This window comes from Streptomyces sp. MS06 (genome assembly GCF_047200655.1).
Taxonomy (GTDB): domain Bacteria; phylum Actinomycetota; class Actinomycetes; order Streptomycetales; family Streptomycetaceae; genus Streptomyces.
This window is the reverse complement of sequence record NZ_JBJZOJ010000063.1, coordinates 1-22,926: the sequence shown is the minus strand read 5'-3', so window position 1 is coordinate 22,926 and position 22,926 is coordinate 1. Positions and strand designations below refer to the sequence as shown.

The window sequence follows — 22,926 nt, the reverse complement described above, 5'->3', positions numbered from 1 at the left end:
TCGTCGTTCGAATGTGCCCACCCGTCTCCCACCACCCCCCTTCCAAGGAAGGCCCTTCGGGCCGGCCCGGTTTTCCCGTCTCCCACCACCCCCCTTCCAAGGAAGGCCCTTCGGGCCCACGCGTGCGGGCGTACTCGCCCGACCTCACGCCGCCGTGGAAGAAGACCCGACCGGCCCCCGAGGTGCCGGCGGAGCCCGGACTGGTGGTGGAGGAGCCCGGCACCGGCTTCTGCGGCGCGGTGATCCGCTGCGAGGCGGGCACGGTGACCCTGGAGGACCGGTTCGGCAAGCACCGGGTGTTCCCGATGGAGCCGCGCGGGTTCCTGCTGGAGGGCCGTGTGGTGACGCTCGTCAGGCCGTCCTCGGAACCGGTGCGGCCCTCCCGCACCGCCTCCGGTTCGGTCGCCGTCCCCGGCGCCCGTGCGCGGGTGGCCCGGGCCGGCCGCATCTTCGTCGAGGGCCGGCACGACGCGGAACTGGTCGAGAAGGTGTGGGGCGACGACCTGCGCATCGAGGGCGTGGTGGTGGAGTACCTGGAGGGCGTCGACGACCTCCCCGCGATCGTCGAGTCCTTCTCCCCCGGCCCGGACGCCCGGCTCGGCGTCCTGGTGGACCACCTGGTGCCGGGCACGAAGGAGTGGCGGATCGCCGAGGCCGTGACGAGTGACCACGCACTCGTGGTGGGTCACCCGTACGTGGACGTCTGGCAGGCCGTGAAGCCCGCTTCCCTCGGTATCGCCGCCTGGCCCGAGGTGCCGCGCGGGCAGGACTGGAAGACGGGCGTGTGCCGGGCGCTGGGCTGGCCGGAGAACACCGGCGCGGTGTGGCGGGCCATCCTGGAGCGGGTGGGGTCGTACCGGGACCTGGAGCCGGAGCTGCTGGGCTGTGTCGAGCGTCTCATCGACCACGTGACCGTTCCCTGATTCCCGCGGCCCCTCAGTCCACCAGGTCCCGCACCACCGCGTCCGCCAGCAGACGCCCCCGCAGGGTCAGCACCGCCCGCCCCTCCGCGTACGGCTCCTGCTGCAGGAGCCCGTCCGCCAGTGCCCGCCGGGAGGCCGCGCGCCCCGGCGCCCGCAGCAGCTCCAGCGGCACGCCCTCCCGCAGCCGCAGCTCCAGCAGGATCCGCTCGACGCGGCGGTCCTCGTCCGACAGGACCTCGCGGCCCGCTCCGGGGGAACGGCCCTCGGCGAGGGCGGCCGCGTAGGCACCGGGGTGCTTCACGTTCCACCAGCGGACGCCGCCGACGTGGCTGTGCGCGCCCGGGCCCGCGCCCCACCAGTCGGCGCCCCGCCAGTACAGCTCGTTGTGCAGGCAGCGGCCCGCCGCCGAGGTGGCCCAGTTGGACACCTCGTACCAGTCGTAGCCCGCCGCCGACAGGGCGTCCTCGGCGATCAGGTAGCGGTCGGCGTGCACGTCGTCGTCGGTCGCGGGGATCTCGCCCCGGCGGATCCGGCGGGCGAGCTGCGTGCCCTCCTCGACGATCAGGGCGTAGGCGCTGACGTGGTCGGGGCCGGCTCCGATCGCGGCGTCCAGGGAGGCCCGCCAGTCGTCGTCGGACTCACCCGGGGTGCCGTAGATGAGGTCGAGGTTGACGTGGCCGAAGCCGGCGGCCCTGGCCTCCGCGACGCAGGCCTCGGGGCGGCCCGGGGTGTGGGTGCGGTCCAGCACCTTCAGGACGTGCCGCCGGGCGCTCTGCATCCCGAAGGAGATCCGGTTGAAGCCGCCGTCCCGCAGGGCGGCCAGGTAGGCCGGGTCGACGGACTCGGGGTTGGCCTCCGTGGTGATCTCCGCGTCCGCGGCCAGGCCGAACTCCTCGCGGATCGCGTCCAGCATCCGCACCAGGTCGCCGGCGGCCAGCAGGGTCGGCGTGCCGCCGCCGACGAACACGGTGCGGACCTCCCGCGGATCGTCGCCGAGGACTTTGCGGGCGAGGCGCACCTCGTCGACGAGCGTGCCGGCGTAGTTGTCCCGGGAGGCCAGCACGCCGCCCGAGCCGCGCAGTTCGGTGGCGGTGTAGGTGTTGAAGTCGCAGTAACCGCAGCGGGTCGCGCAGTAGGGGACGTGCAGGTAGAACCCGAGGGGGCGGTCGGCGGCCGCGGCGAGCGCCTGCGGGGGCAGCGCACCGTCGCCGGGGACGGGCTCGCCGTCGGGGAGTGCGGAAGGCATGCCTTCCATTGTCCAGCACCGCGTGTCCGGCACCGCGTCCGCCGGCCGGTGCCCGGCGGCCGGCGCCCGGCAGCCGGCGGGCCTCCTCCCGTCCGGCGGGAGCCGTCCGGCCGTACGGAGGCAGCTGTGCGGAGGGAACGGGGGGAGCCGCACGGGGGGAGCCGCACGGCGGGAGCCGCACGGTGCCCCGTCCTGCGGGCTCCGCGCCGCTGACCGTACGGCGCCCCGGGGGTGGCCGGTGTGCGGCGGGGCTGAGCGGTGGGCCTACTCCGCCTGGAGCACCAGCAGCGCCAGGTCGTCCTCCGGCGGCTGCCCGCCGAAGTCGTGCACCAGTCGCCGGATGCGCTCGGCGATCAGCTCCGCGCTCAGTCCCGCGCATCCGGCGAGGGCCCGCGCCAGCCCGTCCCCGTCGTCGAGCTGGCGGGACCCGGAGCGCCGCTCCGTCACCCCGTCGGTGACGCACAGCAGGCTGTCGCCGGGCCGCAGCTCGACGGTCTCGCTGGTGTACGTCTCGTCCTCGACGACACCGAGCAGGGTCTGCGGGCGGGCGACCGGGCGGACGGCCCCGTCGGGGCCGAGGAGCAGCGGCAGGGGGTGTCCGGCGCAGGCGAGGGTGCAGCGGACACCGCCGTCGAACGGGGTCAGCTCCCCGTACAGCAGGGAGAGGAAGCGGGTCTGCGGGCCGTCGACCGGGCCGACGGGGCCGGCGAAGGCCCGGGCGGCGGCGTCCGCGGTCTCCGTGGCGTCGTCGAGGAGGAGCTGGTTGAGCCGGTCCAGGACGTCGGCGACGCCGTAGCCCTCCCGGGCCAGCAGCCGGAGCCAGGGCCGGGCCAGCCCGATCACGACGGCGGCCTCGGGACCCTTGCCCTGCACGTCGCCGACGGCGAAGCACCAGCGGCCGCCGCCGACCGGGAACAGGTCGTAGAAGTCGCCGCTGGGTCCGCCCTTCTCGCGGGGCTCGTAGACGAGGGCGCTGCGCATGCCGGGGATCTCGGCGACCGCGCCGGGCAGCAGCCCGCGCTGCAGCACGGCGCTGATGGTCGCCTGCCGGGCGTACTGGCGGGCGGCCCCGATGGCGAGCGCCACCCGGCGGCTGAGGTCCTCCACCAGCCCGGTGACCTCGTCGGGGAAGCGCAGCAGCCCGGCCCGGCCGATGACCAGGGTGCCCAGCGGGCGGCCGCCCGCGACCAGGCGGTACGCCAGCGCCGCGCCGTGCGACCCGCGGACGCCGAAGGCGGCCCCCGGCCACGGGTACGGGTCGGGTCCGCAGCCCGGCCCGTCGGCGGGGCACGGCGGCGCCTTCTCCAGTACCCGGCGCAACTGCTCGGTGAGGTTCTCGCTGCCGTGCCAGACCCGCGCGAGGCGGGGCCCGTCCGGGCCGGCACCGCCGCGGTGGCCGCGGCCGCTGATCTCGTCCTCCAGCCACACCGCGCACCAGTCGGCCAGGCGCGGCACGAGCAGCTGCCCGGTGAGGGCGGCGACCAGGTCCTCGTCGAGCTGCCCGGCGAGCAGGTCGGAGGCCTCGGCGAGGAAGGAGAGCGCGCCCCGGCCGAGCCAGTCCCCCTCCCGATCCGCCGTCCGCGGTTCCGGCGCGAGCACCCCGGCGAGGTGCAGGGCGGCGCCGAGGGCGTGCTCGTCGTCCGGGCCGCACGCGTAGTCGGCGACCGGGCCGGACAGGCCGTCGAGGCGGTCCGCCTCCGGGCGGCCGCCGCCCCCGCGGTGGCCGCTGCGGCGGCCACCGTTCTGGTGGTGGTCCCGGTGGTGGTTCTCGTGGTGGTTCTCGTGGTGGTCCTGGTGGCGGCGGTCCTCGTCCTCCGCGGGCAGCCGGGCCCACACGGTCTTGGCGCCCCGGCGGTAGGTGACGCCCCATGCCTGGGCCAGCGCGGAGACCAGGCGCAGTCCGCGGCCGTACTCGGGGGGCTCGTACGGCTGGCGCGGGGCGGGGTCGTCGCGGGGGGCGCGGGACGGGTGCCGGTCGGAGACCTCGATGGTGACGGTGCCGGCGGCCGCCAGCTCGCACAGCAGCTCCACGTCGGTGCCGGCGTGGACGACGGCGTTGGTGACGAGTTCGCTGGTGACGAGCATCGCGTCCGCGGTGAGCCGGTCGGTGAGGTGCTGCGCGCCGGGCGGGCCCAGCTCGGCCCAGCGCTGCAGGGCGGCACGGACCAGCGCGCGGGCGGAGCCGGGGGCGACGGGGCCGCCGGGCAGCGTGGCACGCGTACGGGCGCCGCCGCCGTACGCCGCCGCATGCTCCGTACCGGGCGGAGCGGCCTCGCAGACATCGGAAGCGGTCTCCCGCTGGGTCGGAAGGACCCCCATCGGCAACTCCCGAACACGTCGGACGAATGGCTCTCGGTCGCTGCCGACAGGGTGACAGAACGACCGCGTCCATAAGCGGGGAGTTACCGAAGTGGGTCGCCAAGTCTGCGGATCCCGTACCGCGTGCGGTCGCAGTCCGACGCGAAGTCGCCCCGATGCGAACATCGGGGGGCGTGCCGTGCCGCCCCGGCGCGGCGGGGCGGGGCGGCACCGGAACCGGAAGCGGCGGGGCGGCGGCCTGCCCCGGCGGTCCCGTGGGCGGGTCAGGCCTCGCGCGCCCCGGCGTACATCTCGTCGATCAGGTGCCGGTACTCGCGCTCCACCACCGGTCGCTTCAGCTTCAGGCTCGGCGTGATCTCACCGTGCTCCACGTCGAGGTCCCGCGGCAGCAGCCGGAACTTCTTGACCGTCTGCCAGCGCTGGAGGCCCTCGTTGAGCCGGGTGACGTAGCCCTCGACCAGTTCCACGGTGGCCGGCGCGGCGACGACCTCCGCGTAGGACCTGCCCTCCAGCCCGTTCTCCTTCGCCCAGTCGAGCAGAGCGGCCTCGTCCAGGGCGATCAGCGCGGTGCAGAAGTTCCGGTCGGCACCGTGCACCAGGATGTTGGAGACGTACGGGCAGATGGCCTTGAACTGCCCCTCCACCTCGGCGGGGGCGATGTACTTGCCGCCGGACGTCTTGATGAGGTCCTTCTTGCGGTCGGTGATCCGCAGGTAGCCGTCCGGCGAGAGCTCACCGATGTCGCCGGTGTGGAACCAGCCGTCCGACTCCAGGACCTCGCCGGTCTTCTCGGGCAGCTTGTGGTAGCCCTGCATGATGCCCGGGCCGCGCAGCAGGATCTCGCCGTCCTCGGCGATGCGGACCTCGGTGCCGGGCAGCGGCTTGCCGACGGTGCCGGTGCGGTAGGCCTCACCGGGGTTGACGAAGGAGGCCGCGGAGGACTCGGTGAGGCCGTAGCCCTCCAGGATGTGGATGCCGGCGCCGGAGAAGAAGTAGCCGATCTCGGGCGCGAGGGCGGCGGAGCCCGAGACGCAGGCCCGGAGGTTGCCGCCGAAGGCCTCGCGGATCTTGCTGTAGACGAGGACGTCCGCGACCTTGTGCTTGGCGCCCAGGGAGAACGGCACGGCGGCGGTGCCGGTGCGGCGGAAGCTCTCCTGGGCCGCCTTGGCGTACTCGCGGGCGACGCCCGCGGCCCACTGGAAGATCTTGTACTTGGCGCCGCCTCCGGCCTTCGCCTTGGCCGCGACCCCGTTGTAGACCTTCTCGAAGATGCGCGGGACGGCCGCCATGTACGTCGGCTGCACGACCGGCAGATTCTCGATGATCTTGTCGACGCGGCCGTCGACCGCGGTGACGTGCCCGACCTCGATCTGGCCGGAGGTGAGCACCTTGCCGAAGACGTGCGCGAGCGGCAGCCACAGGTACTGCACGTCCTCGGCGGTGACCAGTCCGGTCGCCGCGATCGCCTTCGCCATGTACGACCAGCTGTCGTGCGGCAGCCGCACGCCCTTGGGGCGGCCGGTGGTGCCGGAGGTGTAGATCAGGGTGGCGAGCTGGTCCTTGGTGATCTTGGCGACCCGCTCCCTGACCAGGTCGGGATCCTTCTCCAGCCGGGCGGCGCCCCGGCGCTCCAGCTCGGCGAGGGAGAGCACGTCGTCGGCGGGCTCGACACCGGCCGCGTCGATGACGACGACATGGGTCAGCTCGGGCAGCTCGGCCCGCTTCTCCTGCGCCTTGGCCAGCTGCTCCGCGTTCTCCGCGATCAGCACCCGGCTCTCCGAGTCGGAGAGGATGAACTGCGACTCGTCGGCGTTGGTCTGCGGGTAGATCGTCGTGGTGGCCGCGCCGGCGCACATGATCCCGAGGTCGGCGAGAATCCACTCGACCCGGGTGGCGGAGGCGAGCGCCACCCGCTGCTCCGGCTGCACACCCAGCTCGATCAGACCGGCCGCGATCGCGTAGACCCGCTCGGCGGCCTGCGCCCAGCTGAGCGACCTCCACTCGTCGGGGCCCTCCCCCGCGGCCGCCGGCACCGGGTAGCGGTAGGCCTCGGCGTCCGGGGTGGCCGCCACGCGGTCCAGGAAGAGGCCCGCAACGGACGGCGGACGGTTCTCGATCAGTGTCTGTGCGTCGGTCACGACATCCTCCGGGGCCCGCGGCAGTGCGGCTGGCTCGTGCGGCCAGCTCTGCTCGGCTGGCTCGGTGCGGCTGGTTCCTACCCGCGAGACTCCTTGTTTAACTCGCGAGTAACTATCGAGCAGGGATCAGAGTAAGGGGCATCCGGCCACGGCGTAAGGGGCCGCGCCCTGTCTCTTCCTCCACAGCGCCGGGGCGGGAAGGCGCGGGGGTCCGCCGCGCTTCCGCGCGGCGGACCCCCGTTCGCAGCCGGTTCCGGCCGGTGGGCCGGCCCCGGCCCCGGCTACTTCTTGCCCTTGGCCGATGCGGCGCCGTCGTCGCTGGAGAGAACGGCGATGAAGGCCTCCTGCGGGACCTCCACGGAACCCACCATCTTCATCCGCTTCTTGCCCTCCTTCTGCTTCTCCAGCAGCTTCCGCTTGCGGGAGATGTCACCGCCGTAGCACTTGGCGAGGACGTCCTTGCGGATCGCGCGGATGGTCTCGCGGGCGATGACCCGGGACCCGATGGCGGCCTGGACCGGCACCTCGAAGCTCTGCCGCGGGATCAGCTCCCTGAGCTTGGCGACCAGCCGCACACCGTACTGGTAGGCCTGGTCCTTGTGGGTGATCGCCGAGAAGGCGTCCACCTTGTCGCCGTGCAGCAGGATGTCCACCTTCACCAGCGAGCTGGCCTGCTCGCCGGTGGGCTCGTAGTCCAGCGAGGCGTACCCGCGGGTCTTCGACTTGAGCTGGTCGAAGAAGTCGAAGACGATCTCCGCGAGGGGAAGCGTGTAGCGGATCTCGACCCGGTCCTCGGACAGGTAGTCCATGCCGAGGAGGGAGCCCCGCCGGGTCTGGCACAGCTCCATGATCGCGCCGATGAACTCCGTCGGGGCCAGCAGCGTCGCCCGGACGACCGGCTCGTACACCTCCCCGATCTTCCCCTCGGGGAACTCGCTCGGGTTGGTCACCGTGTGCTCGGTGCCGTCCTCCATGATCACGCGGTAGACCACGTTCGGCGCGGTGGCGATCAGGTCGAGCCCGAACTCCCGCTCCAGCCGCTCCCGGATCACGTCCAGGTGCAGCAGGCCCAGGAAGCCGACGCGGAAACCGAAGCCGAGGGCGGCGGAGGTCTCCGGCTCGTAGACCAGCGCGGCATCGTTGAGCTGCAGCTTGTCCAGCGCCTCGCGCAGCTCCGGGTAGTCGGAGCCGTCCAGCGGGTACAGCCCGGAGAAGACCATGGGCTTGGGGTCCTTGTAGCCGCCGAGCGGCTCCTCGGCTCCCTTGGACTGGCTGGTGACGGTGTCACCCACCTTGGACTGGCGCACGTCCTTCACACCGGTGATCAGGTAGCCCACCTCGCCGACGCCGAGACCGTCGGCCGGGAGCATCTCCGGCGAGTTGGTGCCGATCTCCAGCAGTTCGTGCGTGGCGCCGGTGGACATCATCCGGATCCGCTCGCGCTTGTTGAGCTGACCGTCGATGACACGGACGTACGTCACCACACCGCGGTAGGAGTCGTAGACCGAGTCGAAGATCATCGCGCGGGCGGGCGCGTCGGCGACGCCGACCGGGGCCGGGACCTCCCCGACGACCTTGTCGAGCAGGGCCTCGACGCCGAGCCCGGTCTTGGCGGACACCTTGAGCACGTCGTCGGGCTCGCAGCCCACGAGGTTGGCGAGCTCCTCGGAGAACTTCTCCGGCTGCGCCGCGGGCAGGTCGATCTTGTTGAGCACGGGGATGATCGTGAGGTCGTTCTCCATCGCCAGATACAGGTTGGCGAGGGTCTGCGCCTCGATGCCCTGCGCGGCGTCGACGAGGAGAATGGTCCCCTCGCAGGCGGCGAGGGACCGGGACACCTCGTACGTGAAGTCGACGTGCCCCGGTGTGTCGATCATGTTGAGGATGTGCGTACTGCCCTGGCCGGGGCCCGTGGACGGGGCCCAGGGCAGGCGCACCGCCTGGGACTTGATCGTGATGCCGCGCTCGCGCTCGATGTCCATCCGGTCGAGGTACTGAGCACGCATCTGCCGCTGCTCGACCACACCGGTCAGCTGGAGCATCCGGTCGGCGAGCGTGGACTTGCCGTGGTCGATGTGCGCGATGATGCAGAAATTGCGGATCAGAGCCGGGTCGGTGCGGCTCGGCTCGGGCACATGGTTAGGGGTCGCGGGCACGCAGGGTCCTGATTCTTGAGGGGTTCGCAGCGTCTGCGGTCTCGGGTCGGAGCGATACGCAGCCTCCATGGTCCCACGGGCCGGGACCACCGACCGGTTTGGGCCACTCTCGGCCCCGCTGCTAAGGTGGGGGGCTGTGCCTCATGCCCTCTCATCATGGGGTGCACCCTCAAGAAATCACCGGCACGGGACCTCACGGGCCCGTGCCAGAACCTGAAAAGGCTCTTTCGTGGCGAACATCAAGTCCCAGATCAAGCGGATCAAGACCAACGAGAAGGCGCGCCTGCGCAACAAGGCCGTCAAGTCGTCGCTCAAGACCGCGATCCGCAAGGCCCGTGAGGCCGCCGCCGCGGGTGACACCGAGAAGGCCGTCGAGTACCAGCGCGCCGCCGCGCGTCTGCTGGACAAGGCCGCCTCCAAGGGCGTCATCCACAAGAACCAGGCCGCCAACAAGAAGTCGGCGCTGGCTCAGAAGGTCGCTGCCGTCAAGGGCTGAGTCGGCGGGCCGCACGGCTCACTCCGACTCCGACTTGAACGCCGGAAGGACCCAGGGCGGGCCCTCTCTCATCCGCCCCCGACCGGCAACCCCGAGCTTGTCCGCGGCCTGCGTTCGCCACGCGGGGACGAGCTCACCGGCGTGAACCGACAGGCCCCGCCGCCCACCCCTGCCCGGGGCGGGCGGCGGGGCCTTCGGCGTGCCCGTGGCCCGCTCCGGGCCACGATCACCGCCCGGCGGCACCGCGGTGCCGCTCCGCCCGGACCGCGGTGCCGCCGCCCCCCGCGGCGCGGCGGCGTCCCAGGGGGCGGGGTGCGCAGCTCGCCCCCGCCCGGTGGCCGTATCACGCGGGCCGGAGCGGTGTCGCGGGCGGGCCGTGGTGGCGCCTCAGGACCAGAAGGCGTCGGCCGTCTCGATGTCCCGGTTGCATTGGTCCAGATCGGAGACCTTGTCCCCGACGATCCGGAAGACGATCACCTCGTCGCTGTCGTACCGCCTGCCCTTGCGTTCCGCGGTGGCGTGGTGCAGGGCGACCGCGTGGCCCCGGCCGTCGACGAAGACGTCCTTCAACTCGGCGCGCATCGTGCCGTCCGTCTCCTGGAAGAGCCGGCCGTACATCTCGATGATCGCGTCCTGTCCCTTGAAGTCGCCCGAGAGCGGGCTGCTGCCGGGCACGTGCTGCGCGCAGTCGGCTGTGAACAGCGTGCGCAGGGTGTCCATGTCCCCTCGCGAAAAGGCGTCGTAGCCCTTGCGGATGAGTGTCGCGTGCGGGTGTTCAGCCATGACGATCGCCCCTCTCCAGCGTTTCGGCGATATGGCTGACACTTCGATTCTCCGCCCCTGCACGGAGCAGGCCAGTCGATCTAGGGGCTCCTGGCACTCCAGCCGGTCTCGTTGCTCACGCTCGTCTTGGACACGCTCGCTCCCCGGTCAGCAGCATGGCCGGCCGAACCAGTCCTAGCCGCGGCCCCGGGACCGCGCCGCGCGGGCGATGGTGACGACGGCCTTCTCCAGGGCGTACTCCGGGTCGTCGCCGCCGCCCTTGACGCCGGCGTCCGCCTCGGCCACGGCGCGCAGTGCGACCGCGACCCCGTCCGGCGTCCAGCCCCTCATCTGCTGCCGCACCCGGTCGATCTTCCACGGCGGCATGCCCAGCTCCCGCGCGAGGTCGGCGGGGCGCCCCCCGCGCGCGGCGGACAGCTTGCCGATGGCCCGCACGCCCTGCGCGAGGGCGCTGGTGATCAGGACGGGTGCCACACCGGTCGCCAGGGACCAGCGCAGCGCTTCCAGCGCCTCGGCGGCGCGGCCCTCCACCGCCCGGTCGGCGACGGTGAAGCTGGACGCCTCGGCACGGCCGGTGTAGTACCTCCCGACGACGGCCTCGTCGATGGTGCCCTCGACATCGGCGACCAGTTGCGAGACCGCGGACGCCAGCTCGCGCAGGTCGCTGCCGATGGCGTCGACCAGCGCCTGGCAGGCCTCGGGCGCGGCGGAACGCCCGGCGGTGCGGAACTCCTGGCGGACGAAGGCCAGCCGGTCGGCGGGCCTGGTCATCTTCGGGCAGGCGACCTCCCTGGCCCCCGCCTTCCGCGCCGCGTCGAGCAGCCCCTTGCCCTTGGCGCCGCCCGCGTGCACCAGCACGAGCGTGATCTCCTCGACGGGCGCGCCGAGATAGGCCTTGACGTCCTTGACGGTGTCGGCCGACAGGTCCTGCGCGCTGCGGACGACCACCACCTTGCGCTCGGCGAACAGCGACGGGCTGGTCAGCTCGGCGAGCGTGCCGGGCTGCAGCTGGTCCGGGGGGAGGTCCCGCACGTCGGTGTCGGCGTCGGCGGCCTTCGCGGCCGCCACCACCTCCTGCACGGCGCGGTCGAGCAGGAGGTCCTCCTGGCCCACGGCAAGGGTCACCGGGGCGAGCGGGTCATCGTTCGCAGTCTTCCTGGCCATCGGGAGAAGCATCCCACGTGCCACTGACAACGCCGTCCGGCCGCGGGGCGCCCCGACACCGGCGCGGGGCGCGAGGCGCGAGGACTGTCGCGCGGCGGCCGGTGGCGGCTCGGGCTCGTGCGGGGCGCCGGGCCCGATTGCGGGCGCGGGCCTGGGTGCGGGTGCGGGTGCGGGTGCGGGCTACGGATGCGGGTCACGCCGCGGGGGCGCAGCGGCGTGACCCGGGTGCGCGGCTCGTCCCGTCCCGTCCCGTCCGCCGGGCCGGCCTAGGGTTCCTCGCGCCACCCGTCCCACTCCCCCGCGAACACGTCGAGCTCCCCGGTGTCCAGGCGTGCCTCCTCGTCCCGGAGCACGACGAGCCACTGCGCGTCCTCCGCGTCGTCCTCACCGGCCAGCGCATCCCGCACCACCTGAGGCTCCTCGGTGAGGCCGAACCTCTCCCCGAGCGCCTCCACGACCTCCTCCGCGGCATCGCGGTCGGGCAGTACCAGCACATGTCGCACATCGCTCACGACGCCATTCTCCGGCACCTCACTTCAACGGGTCGCCACCCGCAGCCGCGCACCGCTCCCGGCGACGGCCAGCGCGCCGTCCCGGTCGGTCCGCAGCACCGCCGCGCCCAGTCCGCGCAGCACCGCGATCGTGCCGGGCGCGGGGTGACCGTACGGGTTGTCCTCTCCACAGGAGATCAGCGCCACCCGCGGAGCCGACAGGCGTATCAGGTCCGGGTCCTGTCGAGCCGAGCCATGATGCGCCACCTTCAGCACGTCCACCGCTCCCAGCAGCCCCGCAGCGGGGGAATGCAGCAGGGCCCGCTGAGCCGGCGGTTCAAGGTCCCCGAGCAGCAGGAGGCGCAGTCCGCCCACCCGGACGAGCAGCGTGACGCTGGCGTCGTTGGGGCCGTCGATCTCCGGCGCGGGCAGCCCGGTCCGGGCCCCGGGCCGGGAACCGGCGGGCGGCCACAGCACCTGCCAGCCCACGTCCGCGACGTGACGCCGCTCGCCGGCCGCGGCCCGGACCAGCGGAACGTGTCGCCGGGCCGCCTCCCGCCCGACGAACGCCGCCTGCCCCGCCGGGGCTTCGAGGCGAGTGGTCTCGATCGCTCCCACCGCCCTGCCGCGGAGCACGCCGGGCAGCCCGGCGACGTGATCCGCGTGGAAGTGCGTCAGCACGACCAGCGGAATCCGGGTGATGCCCAGACCGCGCAGGCAGCGGTCCACGCGCCCCGGGTCGGGGCCCGCGTCCACGACCACGCCGGTGCCGGGGCCCGCCGCCAGCACCACCGCGTCGCCCTGGCCGACGTCGCACATCACCAGGCGCCAGTCCGGCGGCGGCCAGCCGGTCAGCACCCGGGTCAGCGGCGTCGGGCGCACCGCCACCAGCACCAGCAGCAGACCGCAGGCGCCGCACAGCCAGGGTCGCCGCAGCAGCCACCGCCCGGCGACCGCGACCAGCACCGTCACGAGGGCGAGCAGCGCCGCCCCGGCCCAACTGCCCGGCCAGTCCACTCCCGCTCCGGGCAGCGCGGCCCCCGCCCTGGCCACCTCGGCGACCCAGCCGGCGGGCCAGCCGGCGCACCACGCCAGCGCCCGTGCGCACGGCATCGCCACCGGTGCCGCCGCCAGCGCGGCGAAACCCAGCACCGTCGCCGGCGCGACCGCCGGTTCGGCGAGCAGGTTGCACGGCACCGCGACCAGGCTCACCCGGGCGGACAGTAAGGCGACGACCGGCGCGCACGCCGCCTGCGCGGCACCGGCCGCGGCCAGCGCCTCCGCCAGTCTCGGCGGCAGCCCGCGCCGCCGCAGCGCCGCGCTCCACACCGGCGCCGGCCCCAGGAGCGCCGCCGTGGCCAGTACGGACAGCAGGAAGCCGTAGCTGCGCGCCAGCCAGGGGTCGTACAGCACCAGCAGCAGCACGGCCGCGGCCAGGGCCGGCACGAGCGCCCGGCGTCGGCCGGTCGCCAGCGCGAGCAGGACGACCCCCGCGCAGGCCGCCGCCCGCAGCACGCTCGGATCGGGTCTGCACACCACCACGAACGCGAGCATGAGCACCGCCCCGAGCAGCGCGGTGGTCCGCAGGGGCAGACCGAGACGGGGCGCGAGCCCCCGGCGCTCCGCACGCGCGGCGAGTCCGGGCGGTCCCAGGAGCAGCGCCAGGACGACGGTGAGGTTGCTCCCGGAGACGGCCAGGACATGCGTCAGATCGGTCGCCCTGAAGGCTTCGCCGAGTTCCGGCGTGATCCTCGCGGTGTCCCCGACGACCAGCCCGGGCAGCAGCGCCCGCTGGTCCGCGGGCAGCCCGCCGGTGGCGTCGCGCAGCCCTGCCCGCAAACGCCCGGCGAGGCGCTGCACCGCCGACGGCCCCGCCAGCACCGCCGGTGCCGCCCGGTCACGCAGCCTCAGCACGGCCGCGATCCGGTCGCCACCGGCCACCGCCGGCGACAGCCGCCCGGTCACCCGCAACCGTGTCGACGGCAGCAGCCGCCGCCACGGCGAACGCTCCGCCCCGCCGCCGTTCGGCACCGTGCCGCCGTCTGCCGCGGGCGGGGACACGATCACCAGCACCGGGGCGCGCGTGCGCACCGGCCTCCCCGTCGGACGGCCGACCTCCCTCAGGTCGGCCCGCAGCACCACGGACACCGGTGCGGCATGGTCGCCGGTGACACGGGGTCGGCTGAGCCGGGGGTCCGACGTCAGTTCCACCTCGGCGGTCACAGTGGCGTACCGCCGGGCCAGCTCGGGCACCGGCCCGCGCCGCAGGTCGGCGCCGTGCAGCCCGGCCGAGGCGGCGGCCGCCGCCGCGCAGAGCAGTACCGCCGCGAACGTCGCCCCCCGCCACGCCGCGCGCCGCGCCGCCCGCGCCGCCGCCCGCGGACCGGCCGGGCGGCGGTACCGTCCGGCCGACAGCAGCGCGGCGGCCGCGGCAAGGCAGACGAGTACCAGGAGAGCGATCCGCGCCGGCGGTGCGTCCAGTGCCCACGCCGCCGTCACCCAGGCGGCCAGCGCCGGCGGCACGAGCCGCAGGTCCACGGGCGCTTCCTGGCGGGGATGGGCGGCCCCCAGGCGCCCGCCGGCCTCGGCGTGCACGGCAAGGCGACTCGGGGGTGCCTCGCCCCGCCCCGGATCGGTATCGGCGGCCGCGTCGGCGGCCGGCGTGCCGGCGCCGGCGCGCCCCTCGTGGGCGGGGAGGCTCATGGCCGCGCCCTCGGCCCCGCCGCCCTCGACCGGACGGACCGGCCGGTCCGTCGGCGGCTCCGGGGCCGGCTCGTGCACCGCGAGGCGCCGGACCGGCAGCCGGGGTACCGGGCTCGTGCCCCGGCCGGTCACGGGCCGCCTCCTCCCCCGGCCGGGAGCCGCGGACTCCTGCGGTGTGCTCATGGCCGCACCAGGTTCCGCAGGTCGGCGAAGCGCCGCGCGCCGATGCCGTCCACCTCGCGCAGCTCGTCCACCGAGCGGAATCCGCCGTGCCGCAGGCGGTAGTCGATGATGTGACGCGCCAGCACCGGGCCCACGCCGGGGAGGGTGTCGAGCTGATCGGCGGTGGACGTGCTGAGGGACACCGGCACGGCGGGCGCGGCCCCGGGGACACCGCCCGCCGCTCCGCCCACGGAGGTGCCGGGTGCCGGACCCGACCCCTGCGGGAACGCCGTCTCCCCCACGAGGACCTGCTCGCCGTCCACGAGGAAGCGGGCCCGGTTGAGTCCGGTGACGTCCGTGCCGGGCCGTACGCCTCCGGCGGCACGCAGCGCGTCGTCGACCCGCGCGCCCGCGGGCAGGCGGTGGATGCCCGGCTTGCGCACCTTGCCGCCGACGTCCACGACGATCTCGGCCGCGGCACCGGTCCCGCCGGCGCCCGCCCGGGTCCGCTGCACCGGTGGACCGGGCGCCGACCTGTCCGGCTCCCCGGTCCGGTGCGCCTCGCCCCGGTCCCCGGACTCGGCCGCCGCGTAGGGGGCGGCGGCGCGGACCACCTCGGGTGCCGGCACCGGTTCGGTCCGGCCGGACCAGAAGTGCTGTGCCGCGAACACCGCGGCGAGGACGAGCAGCGCGGTCAGTGCGAGGACGCTGCGACGGTCCAGACCGCACCGCGTCTGCAGCCACACCGGCAACCTCTCCCGCAGCGCCGTTCCGGCCCGCGCGCACCAGTCCCCGGATCCGGCGCGGTCCGGTTCACGTGCGAGGAGGACACCCGTGCGCTCGGGCCCGAGGTCCGTGGAACCCGCCGAGCCCGTCTCGGAGGGAGCGGAACCCCCTGCGTCGGGGGCGCGCACCGGTGCGTGCCCGGGGCTCGGATCAGGGCAGGACGGACCCTCCGGGATCGGGCCGCGAGGGCCCGCTCGTCCCGCGTGCGAGCCGAGCGGAGACGCGTTTCCCGAGGAGTGCCCGGGAGCGGCCGAACCGACCGAACCACCCAAACCGGCGGAACTGGCGGAACCGGCAGAACTGGCGGAACTGGCGGAACCAGCCAGACCACTTGAACCAGTGGAACCGCACGACCCGGCCGAGCCGTCGGAACCGGGTGAACGCGCTGAACCGGCTGAACCGCTCGCGCACGAATCGGAGGCGGGTGGGCTGCCCGGCGGAGCCGGGTCAAGGAGCTCGGCACCGGGGGCCGCCGCCGGGCCGGAAGACGCCACTGGGCCGTGGGCAGCCGCTGGGCCGGAGGCCACCTTTGAACCGTGGGCCGCCGTGGAACCGGAGGCCTCCGCCGTCCGGGCCGGGGAAGCAGCGCCGCTGTCGGGCACCACGGCGGCAGCGCCCCCGCCTGCGGCGGCAGCCCTCCGGCGGCGGCCCTGCCCGCTCCGTGCATCCCCGTGGCCGGAGCCGCCGCCCGGCGGACCGGAGTCCACCCCTTCGGGCGGATCGGTGCCCGACTCGCCTGACCCGGCGGGCGGATGGGGGAAGAGGGTGCCGGCGCGCCGCCGGAGCGCCTCGGCCTGCGTGTGACGGTCTCGGCGGCTGCGGACACTGCGGACGAGGCCGAAGACGGGCACCGGCCGGTGACTCGGGCGGCGGTGGGAGCCGGGGAGTCGGCCCGTTGCGCTCGCCGCCCCCTCGTGCGGATGGGATCGAAGTGCCATACGACGAGGATCCGGCAGCACACCGATCCGCGTTGATCTCGCTCAATTTCCGTGGAGAACCGCCTGATTGTGGATAACCACGTCACCCGGAAGGCTCATCCGCGCCGCCGCGGGCACCGCAGGCACCGCTCACCGGGAGGACACCACGGCCCCCAGCAGCCCCGGACCGGTGTGCGCCCCGATCACCGCGCCGACCTCGCTCACATGCAGGTCGGCCAGTCCCGGCACGCGTGCCCGCAGCCGGTCCGCGAGGGCACCCGCGCGGTCGGCTGCGGCGAGATGGTGCACGGCAATGTCGACGGGGGCGCTGCCCGCGCGGTCGGCCACGAGTTCCTCCAGGCGGGCGATCGCCCTGGAAGCCGTGCGCACCTTCTCCAGGGGCTCGATCCGGCCACCCTCCAACTGCAGCAGCGGCTTGACGGCAAGTGCCGAGCCGAGCAGGGCCCGGGCGGCGCCGATCCGGCCACCGCGGCGCAGGTAGTCGAGGGTGTCGACGTAGAAGTAGGCGGAGGTGCCCGCCGCCCGTTTCTCCGCGGCGGTCACTGCTTCGTCGGCCGTGCCGCCGGCCTCCGCCGTCTCGGCGGCGGCGAGTGCGCAGAAGCCGAGCGCCATGGCGACCATGCCGGTGTCGACCACCCGCACCGGCACCGGGGCCTCGCGGGCGGCGGCGACTGCCGCGTCGTAGGTGCCGGACAGTTCGGCCGACAGATGGAGGGAGACGATTGCGTCGGCGCCGGACTCGGCGACTCTGCGGTAGGTCTCGGCGAACTGCTCGGGGCTGGGGCGCGAGGTGGTGACGGACCGTCGCTTCTGCAGGGCCTGGGCGAGGGAGCGGGTCGAGATCTCGGTGCCCTCCTCGAGGGCCTGGTCGCCGAGCACCACCGTCAGGGGCACCGTGGTGATGCCGTGGCGCTCCATCGTCCGTGTCGGCAGGTAGGCCGTTGAATCGGTGACGATCGCGACATGGCGGGACATGAGCTGGAGGTTACCTGCAGTGGCGGGTGGGTGGCAGTCCGGGCCCGCTCGGCCCGGCCGCGAGTGGCCGAATCATGTGGTGCTCTCGGGACGGGGCTTCTTCTGCCACGGGTAGGCCGGACGGCCGCGCGAAGGGGAGAGGGCGGGCCGGGCGGACGGCTGCTCACCGGAGGTGGAGGAGGTGCCGGCCGCGGGCCGGGTACCGCTCGCCGTGTCCGCTTCCCATGGGGGAGGCGGGGTCGACTCCGGAGGCCGCGGGGATGCCGAGGACCGCGGGGAGGCCGAGGACCGGGCGGCCCCCGGGGGGTGGCCGGGTCCCGCGGAGCGGTCGGACGGGGGCGAGGACTCGGCGGTGGTCCAGTGGCGGAGTGCGCCGGCCTCCGTGTCGATCTGAGTGCTCAGGGCGTCGAGGTCGTCGTCGGCGAACCGGCGGGCGCGGTCGCGGGCCGCCCAGCGCAGCGAGTCAGCCGACCGGGTGATCCGTTCGGTGCGCTCACGCAGCCCGGGCAGCCGGTCGGCCAGCGCCGCGCGGTCCGGCTCGGACTCCAGCCGCCTGAGCTCGTCGTCGAGTTCGCGTCCGTGCGAGCTGAGCCGCTGGAACAGGCTCAGGGACTCCTCCAGGGAGCGGTCCTCGGCGACGCCGGCGTGCAGCGCGTCCTGCGTGGCGCGCATCGAGGTGCGCAGTCGGAGCCGCAGCTGGGCGATCTCGCCCGCGGCGCCCGGCTGGGCGAAGGACTTGGCGCGCAGGGTGTGGTCCTCCACCGTGCGGCGGGCCTGGGAGACGGCGCGGTCCACTCCGCGGCGGGCCGCACCGACCGCCTTGACGGTGACGAAGGCGCCGGCGGCCACGAAGAGGAGGAAGAGCAGGGCGAAGACTGCGATCACTGCTTCCACGGTGCTCCTCCTCCGTCCGGCGGTGTCCCACCCGGCCGTGCCACGCCGCGACGCCGTCCCGCCGCCCCTCCACGGTAAACGCAACGGGCGGGCCCGGGGTTCCTGGAGAACCCCGAACCTGCCCGTAGGGGACGACCCGGAGACCGTGCCGCGCGGCACGGTCCGCGATCTCCGTCGCGGCCGCGGTATCGGTCTCGGTCTCGGTCGCGACCGGGGCCGCGACCGAGACCGCGACTAGGCCGGGACGATGTTCACCAACTTCGGCGCCCGTACGATCACCTTGCGGATGCCGCCCCCGCCCAGTGCGGCGACGACCTTCTCGTCGCTCAGCGCCGCCTTCTCCAGTTCCTCCTCGGAGATGGACGGCGCCACCTCCAGGCGCGCCTTGACCTTGCCCTTGATCTGGACGACGCAGGTAACGGTCTCGTCGACGACATACGCGGGGTCGGCGACCGGGAAGTCCCGGTGGACGACGGTGCCGCTGTGGCCCAGCTTGCTCCACAGCTCCTCGGCGATGTGCGGGGCCAGCGGCGCGATCAGCAGCACCAGTGCTTCCGCCACGGATCGGGGCAGGGGGCCCGCGGCCTTGGTGAGCTGGTTGTTCAGCTCGGTGATCTTGGCGATGGCGGTGTTGAACCGCATCCCCTCGAGGTCCTGGCGTACCCCGTCGACGGCCTTGTGCAGCGCGCGGAGCGTCGCCTCGTCGGGCGCGGTGTCGACGACGGTGGCCTCGCCGGTCGCCTCGTCGACGATGTTCCGCCACAGCCGCTGCAGCAGCCGGAACTGGCCGACCACCGCACGCGTGTCCCACGGCCGGGACACGTCCAGCGGGCCCATGGCCATCTCGTACAGGCGCAGGGTGTCGGCGCCGTACTCGGCGCAGATCTCGTCCGGGGTCACCGCGTTCTTCAGCGACTTGCCCATCTTGCCCAGCAGGCGGGTGACCTTCTCGCCCTGGTAGGTGAAGGTGCCCTCGTGCTCCTGCACCTCGGCGGCGGGCACCGCGATGCCGCGGCTGTCGCGGTAGACGTAGGCCTGGATCATGCCCTGGTTGAACAGCTTGTGGAACGGCTCCGCGGAGGAGACGTGCCCCAGGTCGTACAGCACCTTGGACCAGAAGCGCGCGTACAGCAGGTGCAGCACGGCGTGCTCGGCGCCGCCGACGTACAGGTCGACGCCGCCGTGCGGCAGGCCTTCGCGCGGTCCCATCCAGTAGCGCTCGATCTCGGGGTCGACCAGCCGCTCGCTGTTGTGCGGGTCCAGGTAGCGCAGCTCGTACCAGCAGGAACCGGCCCAGTTGGGCATGGTGTTGGTCTCGCGGCGGTACTTCTTCGGGCCGTCGCCCAGGTCCAGGGTGACGTTGACCCAGTCCTCGTTGCGCGACAGGGGTGTCTCGGGCCGGGTGTCGGCGTCGTCCGGGTCGAAGGTGCGCGGCGAGTAGTCCTCGACCTCCGGCAGTTCCAGCGGCAGCATCGACTCGGGCAGGGCGTGGGCCACGCCGTCCTCGTCGTAGACGATCGGGAAGGGCTCGCCCCAGTAGCGCTGGCGGCTGAACAGCCAGTCGCGCAGGCGGAAGTTGACGGTGCCCTCGCCGATGCCCTCGCGCTCCAGCCACTCGGTGATGCGCGTCTTGGCCTCGACGACGCCGAGGCCGTCCAGGGTGACGCCCTCGCCGACCGAGTTGACGATCTTCCCGTCGTAGGAGACGAACGCGTCGTCCCAGGTCGACGCGTCTGTGCCGGGCCCTTCGGTGGAAGCGCCGTCGGCGGAGCCGCCGTCGGACGCCGCGGCGGGTGCGACGACGCAGCGGACCGGCAGTTCGAAGGCGCGCGCGAAGGCGAAGTCGCGGCTGTCGTGGGCCGGGACCGCCATGATCGCGCCGGTGCCGTAGCCCATCAGGACGTAGTCGGCGATGAAGACCGGGATCTGCTCGCCGTTGACCGGGTTGGTGGCGAACGCGCCGGTGAAGACACCGGTCTTGTCCTTGGCCTCGGCCTGCCGCTCGACGTCGGACTTGGCGGCGGCCTGGGCACGGTAGGCGGCGACGGCCTCGGCGGGGCTCGCGTGGCCGCCGGTCCACACCGGGTGGGTGCCCTCGGGCCAGGCGGCCGGCGTGAACTTCTCGACCAGCGGGTGCTCCGGGGCCAGCACCATGTAGGTCGCGCCGAACAGGGTGTCGGGACGGGTGGTGAAGACCGTGATGCGCTCGCCGTCGATCGGGAAGTCGACCCGGGCGCCCTCGGACCGCCCGATCCAGTTGCGCTGCTGCAGCTTGATGGCCTCGGGCCAGTCCAGCTCCTCCAGGTCCTCCAGCAGCCGGTCGGCGTAGGCGGTGATGCGCATGTTCCACTGGCGCAGCTCGGCCTTGAAGACCGGGAAGTTGCCGCGTTCCGAGCGGCCCTCGGCGGTGACCTCCTCGTTGGCCAGCACCGTGCCCAGGCCGGGGCACCAGTTGACGGGTGCGTCGGAGGCGTAGGCCAGGCGGTAGCGGCCCAGCACGCCGGCGCGCTCGGCGGCGTCCAGTTCGTGCCAGGCGCGGGTGGTGCCCGGAACCGCACGCTCACCCGAGGCGAACTGGGCGATCAGCTCGGAGATCGGTCGTGCCCTGTCCGCCTCGCCGTCGTACCAGGAGTTGAAGATCTGCAGGAAGATCCACTGGGTCCACTTGTAGTAGTCCGGGTCGATCGTGGCGAACGACCGGCGCTTGTCGTGGCCCAGGCCCAGCCGGCGCAGCTGGGACTTCATGTTGCCGATGTTGGCCTCTGTCGACACCCTCGGGTGCGTGCCGGTCTGCACCGCGTACTGCTCTGCGGGGAGGCCGAAGGCGTCGAAGCCCAGGGTGTGCAGGACGTTGTGGCCGGTCATCCGCTGGAAGCGGGCGAAGACGTCGGTGGCGATGTAGCCCAGGGGATGGCCCACGTGCAGGCCCGCACCGGAGGGGTACGGAAACATGTCCATGATGAACTTCTTGGGCTTGGCGACCGTCTCCGGGTCACCGGCGAGATCCCCTTCGGGGTTGGGAGCGGCGTAGGTGCCCTCCGCATCCCAGAAGTCCTGCCAGCGCGCCTCGATGTCGGCGGCCATGGCGGCCGTGTAGCGGTGCGGCGCGACCTCTGCCGGCGTGGGTGCGGTGGCGGCGGGGTTCGTCTCGCTCATGATCCTCAAGGCTCCATCGGTCGTCTCTGCCAGCGGCTGTGACACTCAAGAAACGAAAAATCCCCTCGCACAGGAGGGGACGCCGCGCCGATTCCGACCACGATCTCACCGGTGGTCGGCACTGATCAGCGCGGCTCGCTAAGCAGAAGGCGTACGGCACGCATGGCGCTAGGGTACCGCAGCACTTGAGCAAGCCGCGACGCTCTTCCGTACGCCTTGGTGACACGGCAAGCACACCGGAGGCCACCCACGGTTACTTCGCGTACCGACTGCTAAAGGACATTACGCCACTTATACAGTCCGTTGATAACAACGCAATAACTGAAACTGCCTACCCACCGGTATGGCGCCACCTAGAGTGCGGCGGCGGGACCGCTTTCCCGAAACTGCTCGGAGTTGCCCCCATGAACCCTCGTCGTAGTAACACTTCGCTTCCCCTGCCGGGCCGGTCGGCCTACGGGGTGGCGTCGGCCGTCGTCCTGCTCCTGATACCCCTCGTGGTGGTGTTCGGGGGCAACTGGCTGCAGGGCTTCCTGAACTTCGGCGCGGGCGTCCTGTCGCTCGTGTCGCTCAGCTGCTCGGTGATCTGGGGACTCGTCGCCCAGGACCGACTGCTGCTCAACATCCGCCAGCGGATCCTGGCGCAGGGGATCCACCGGGTGACAGCCGTCGCGTCGATCGCGTTCCTGCTGGTCCACGTCGGAGTGAAACTGGCGCTGGACCACACCGGCTGGGGCGCCGCGCTGATCCCGTTCTGGCTCGTCCTGACCGGCGGCGACGACTATCAGGCCGGCTCGGCGCGCGGCAGCGCCTTCCTGATCGGCTGCGGCTCCCTGGCCGCACTGCTGATGATCTTCGTGGGTGTCACCGGCGCGCTGCGGAACCACTTCGCCTCCCCCGCGCCGGTCGCCGCCCGCTGGCGGGCGATGCACATGCTGGCCTACCCGGCCTGGTGCGCGGCGCTGGTCCACGGCCTGTTCGCGGGGCGCGCGGCGAAGACCTTCTTCATGGTGTCGTACGAGCTGTGCCTGGTCGCCGTGGTGGCGGCGCTCGCCCTGCGGGCCGCGCCGCGCCCGTTCAAGCGGAAGGTCGCCGACCGGTTGGCGGCGCTGCTGGGCACCGAGGTGCGCGAGGACCGTGAGGAGGGCGAGTACGCCGAGACGGACCGCGCCGGGGCGGCGGGGGCCGCGTCCGCGGGGCGGGGCGGCGCGGGCCGCCGCGGCGGGGCAGCCGGCCGGGCTCCCCGGTACGACGCCGGGGAGCCGTACGGCACCGGCGGGCAGCGCAGCGGTCAGGAGCAGGCGGGCGGTTTCGCAGCGGCCTACCGGGCCGTCTCCCCCGGGCAGGCGTACACGGCCGGGCAGACCGGGCGCCTGGATCCGTCCGGGAATCTCCAGGCCACCGAGGCGCTGCCGCGCGTCGACGACAGCGGCAGCACCTCGGGCACCTGGCCGATACCGTCCCCGCCCCCGGTCGGCGAGGCGCGCCCGTCGGCCTACGACCCGCTCACGGACACCGCGCACACCACTCCGGCCTACGACCCACTGACCGACACCGGACACACCACCCCCACCTACGACCCACTGACCGACACCG

15 protein-coding genes are annotated in these 22,926 nt (G+C 73.6%); 3 read left to right on the top strand and 12 right to left on the bottom strand.

Annotated elements, in window-relative coordinates; all coding sequences use genetic code 11:
• The first annotated feature begins 122 nt into the window (after positions 1 to 122).
• A complete protein-coding gene (locus ACL02U_RS26975) occupies positions 123 to 923 on the top strand; it encodes a DUF3097 domain-containing protein (RefSeq protein ID WP_412793556.1) in 801 nt (266 codons plus the stop codon).
• Between the two features lie 13 nt (positions 924 to 936).
• Here ACL02U_RS26975 and hemW read toward each other — a convergent pair whose 3' ends face one another.
• From hemW to lepA, 4 genes are all read right to left on the bottom strand, one after another.
• The gene (gene hemW, locus ACL02U_RS26970; RefSeq protein ID WP_412793555.1) at positions 937 to 2,169 is read right to left on the bottom strand and encodes a radical SAM family heme chaperone HemW; all 1,233 of its coding nucleotides are present in this window, start codon (positions 2,167 to 2,169) and stop codon (positions 937 to 939) included.
• Positions 2,170 to 2,433: 264 nt separating this feature from the next.
• On the bottom strand, positions 2,434 to 4,488 hold the full coding sequence (locus ACL02U_RS26965; protein ID WP_412793554.1) for a SpoIIE family protein phosphatase: 2,055 nt from the start codon (positions 4,486 to 4,488) through the stop codon (positions 2,434 to 2,436).
• A 263-nt stretch (positions 4,489 to 4,751) separates the two neighbouring features.
• A complete protein-coding gene (locus ACL02U_RS26960) occupies positions 4,752 to 6,626 on the bottom strand; it encodes an AMP-dependent synthetase/ligase (RefSeq protein WP_412793553.1) in 1,875 nt (624 codons plus the stop codon).
• A 281-nt stretch (positions 6,627 to 6,907) separates the two neighbouring features.
• A complete protein-coding gene (lepA, locus tag ACL02U_RS26955; RefSeq protein ID WP_412793552.1) occupies positions 6,908 to 8,782 on the bottom strand; it encodes a translation elongation factor 4 in 1,875 nt (624 codons plus the stop codon).
• Between the two features lie 229 nt (positions 8,783 to 9,011).
• Here lepA and rpsT point away from each other — a divergent pair, with 229 nt between their 5' ends.
• The gene (gene rpsT / locus ACL02U_RS26950) at positions 9,012 to 9,278 is read left to right on the top strand and encodes a 30S ribosomal protein S20 (protein WP_412793551.1); all 267 of its coding nucleotides are present in this window, start codon (positions 9,012 to 9,014) and stop codon (positions 9,276 to 9,278) included.
• Positions 9,279 to 9,665: 387 nt separating this feature from the next.
• On the opposite strand, the gene ACL02U_RS26945 is transcribed toward rpsT, so the two are convergent.
• From ACL02U_RS26945 to leuS, 8 genes are all read right to left on the bottom strand, one after another.
• Positions 9,666 to 10,061: a nuclear transport factor 2 family protein gene (locus ACL02U_RS26945; protein WP_412793550.1), complete on the bottom strand. Its 396-nt coding sequence runs from the start codon at positions 10,059 to 10,061 to the stop codon at positions 9,666 to 9,668.
• Positions 10,062 to 10,235: 174 nt separating this feature from the next.
• Positions 10,236 to 11,225: a DNA polymerase III subunit delta gene (holA, locus tag ACL02U_RS26940; protein ID WP_412793549.1), complete on the bottom strand. Its 990-nt coding sequence runs from the start codon at positions 11,223 to 11,225 to the stop codon at positions 10,236 to 10,238.
• 266 nt (positions 11,226 to 11,491) lie between these two features.
• Entirely contained in the window at positions 11,492 to 11,737 is a 246-nt protein-coding gene (locus ACL02U_RS26935) for a hypothetical protein (RefSeq protein WP_412793548.1), read from the bottom strand.
• Between the two features lie 24 nt (positions 11,738 to 11,761).
• On the bottom strand, positions 11,762 to 14,419 hold the full coding sequence (locus tag ACL02U_RS26930; protein ID WP_412793576.1) for a ComEC/Rec2 family competence protein: 2,658 nt from the start codon (positions 14,417 to 14,419) through the stop codon (positions 11,762 to 11,764).
• Positions 14,420 to 14,598: 179 nt separating this feature from the next.
• Positions 14,599 to 15,543: a helix-hairpin-helix domain-containing protein gene (locus tag ACL02U_RS26925; RefSeq protein ID WP_412793575.1), complete on the bottom strand. Its 945-nt coding sequence runs from the start codon at positions 15,541 to 15,543 to the stop codon at positions 14,599 to 14,601.
• Positions 15,544 to 16,434: 891 nt separating this feature from the next.
• A complete protein-coding gene (locus ACL02U_RS26920) occupies positions 16,435 to 17,280 on the bottom strand; it encodes a DegV family protein (RefSeq protein ID WP_412793547.1) in 846 nt (281 codons plus the stop codon).
• 72 nt (positions 17,281 to 17,352) lie between these two features.
• Entirely contained in the window at positions 17,353 to 18,174 is an 822-nt protein-coding gene (locus ACL02U_RS26915; RefSeq protein ID WP_412793546.1) for a hypothetical protein, read from the bottom strand.
• A 234-nt stretch (positions 18,175 to 18,408) separates the two neighbouring features.
• Complete coding sequence (gene leuS / locus ACL02U_RS26910; protein WP_412793545.1) at positions 18,409 to 21,330, bottom strand: leucine--tRNA ligase; 2,922 nt, start codon at positions 21,328 to 21,330, stop codon at positions 18,409 to 18,411.
• A 404-nt stretch (positions 21,331 to 21,734) separates the two neighbouring features.
• On the opposite strand from leuS, the gene ACL02U_RS26905 reads away from it, so the two are divergent.
• The coding region (locus ACL02U_RS26905) for a cytochrome b/b6 domain-containing protein (protein ID WP_412793544.1) at positions 21,735 to 22,926 on the top strand (1,192 nt) is incomplete at its 3' end.

Excerpts from the sequence above, each read along its gene's own strand:
- hemW (WP_412793555.1), bottom strand. The coding sequence starts at position 2,169 with ATGCCTTCCGCACTCCCCGACGGCGAGCCCGTCCCCGGCGACGGTGCG.
- ACL02U_RS26965 (WP_412793554.1), bottom strand. The coding sequence starts at position 4,488 with ATGGGGGTCCTTCCGACCCAGCGGGAGACCGCTTCCGATGTCTGCGAG.
- ACL02U_RS26945 (WP_412793550.1), bottom strand. The coding sequence starts at position 10,061 with ATGGCTGAACACCCGCACGCGACACTCATCCGCAAGGGCTACGACGCC.
- holA (WP_412793549.1), bottom strand. The coding sequence starts at position 11,225 with ATGGCCAGGAAGACTGCGAACGATGACCCGCTCGCCCCGGTGACCCTT.
- ACL02U_RS26930 (WP_412793576.1), bottom strand. The coding sequence starts at position 14,419 with ATGAGCCTCCCCGCCCACGAGGGGCGCGCCGGCGCCGGCACGCCGGCC.
- ACL02U_RS26920 (WP_412793547.1), bottom strand. The coding sequence starts at position 17,280 with ATGTCCCGCCATGTCGCGATCGTCACCGATTCAACGGCCTACCTGCCG.
- leuS (WP_412793545.1), bottom strand. The coding sequence starts at position 21,330 with ATGAGCGAGACGAACCCCGCCGCCACCGCACCCACGCCGGCAGAGGTC.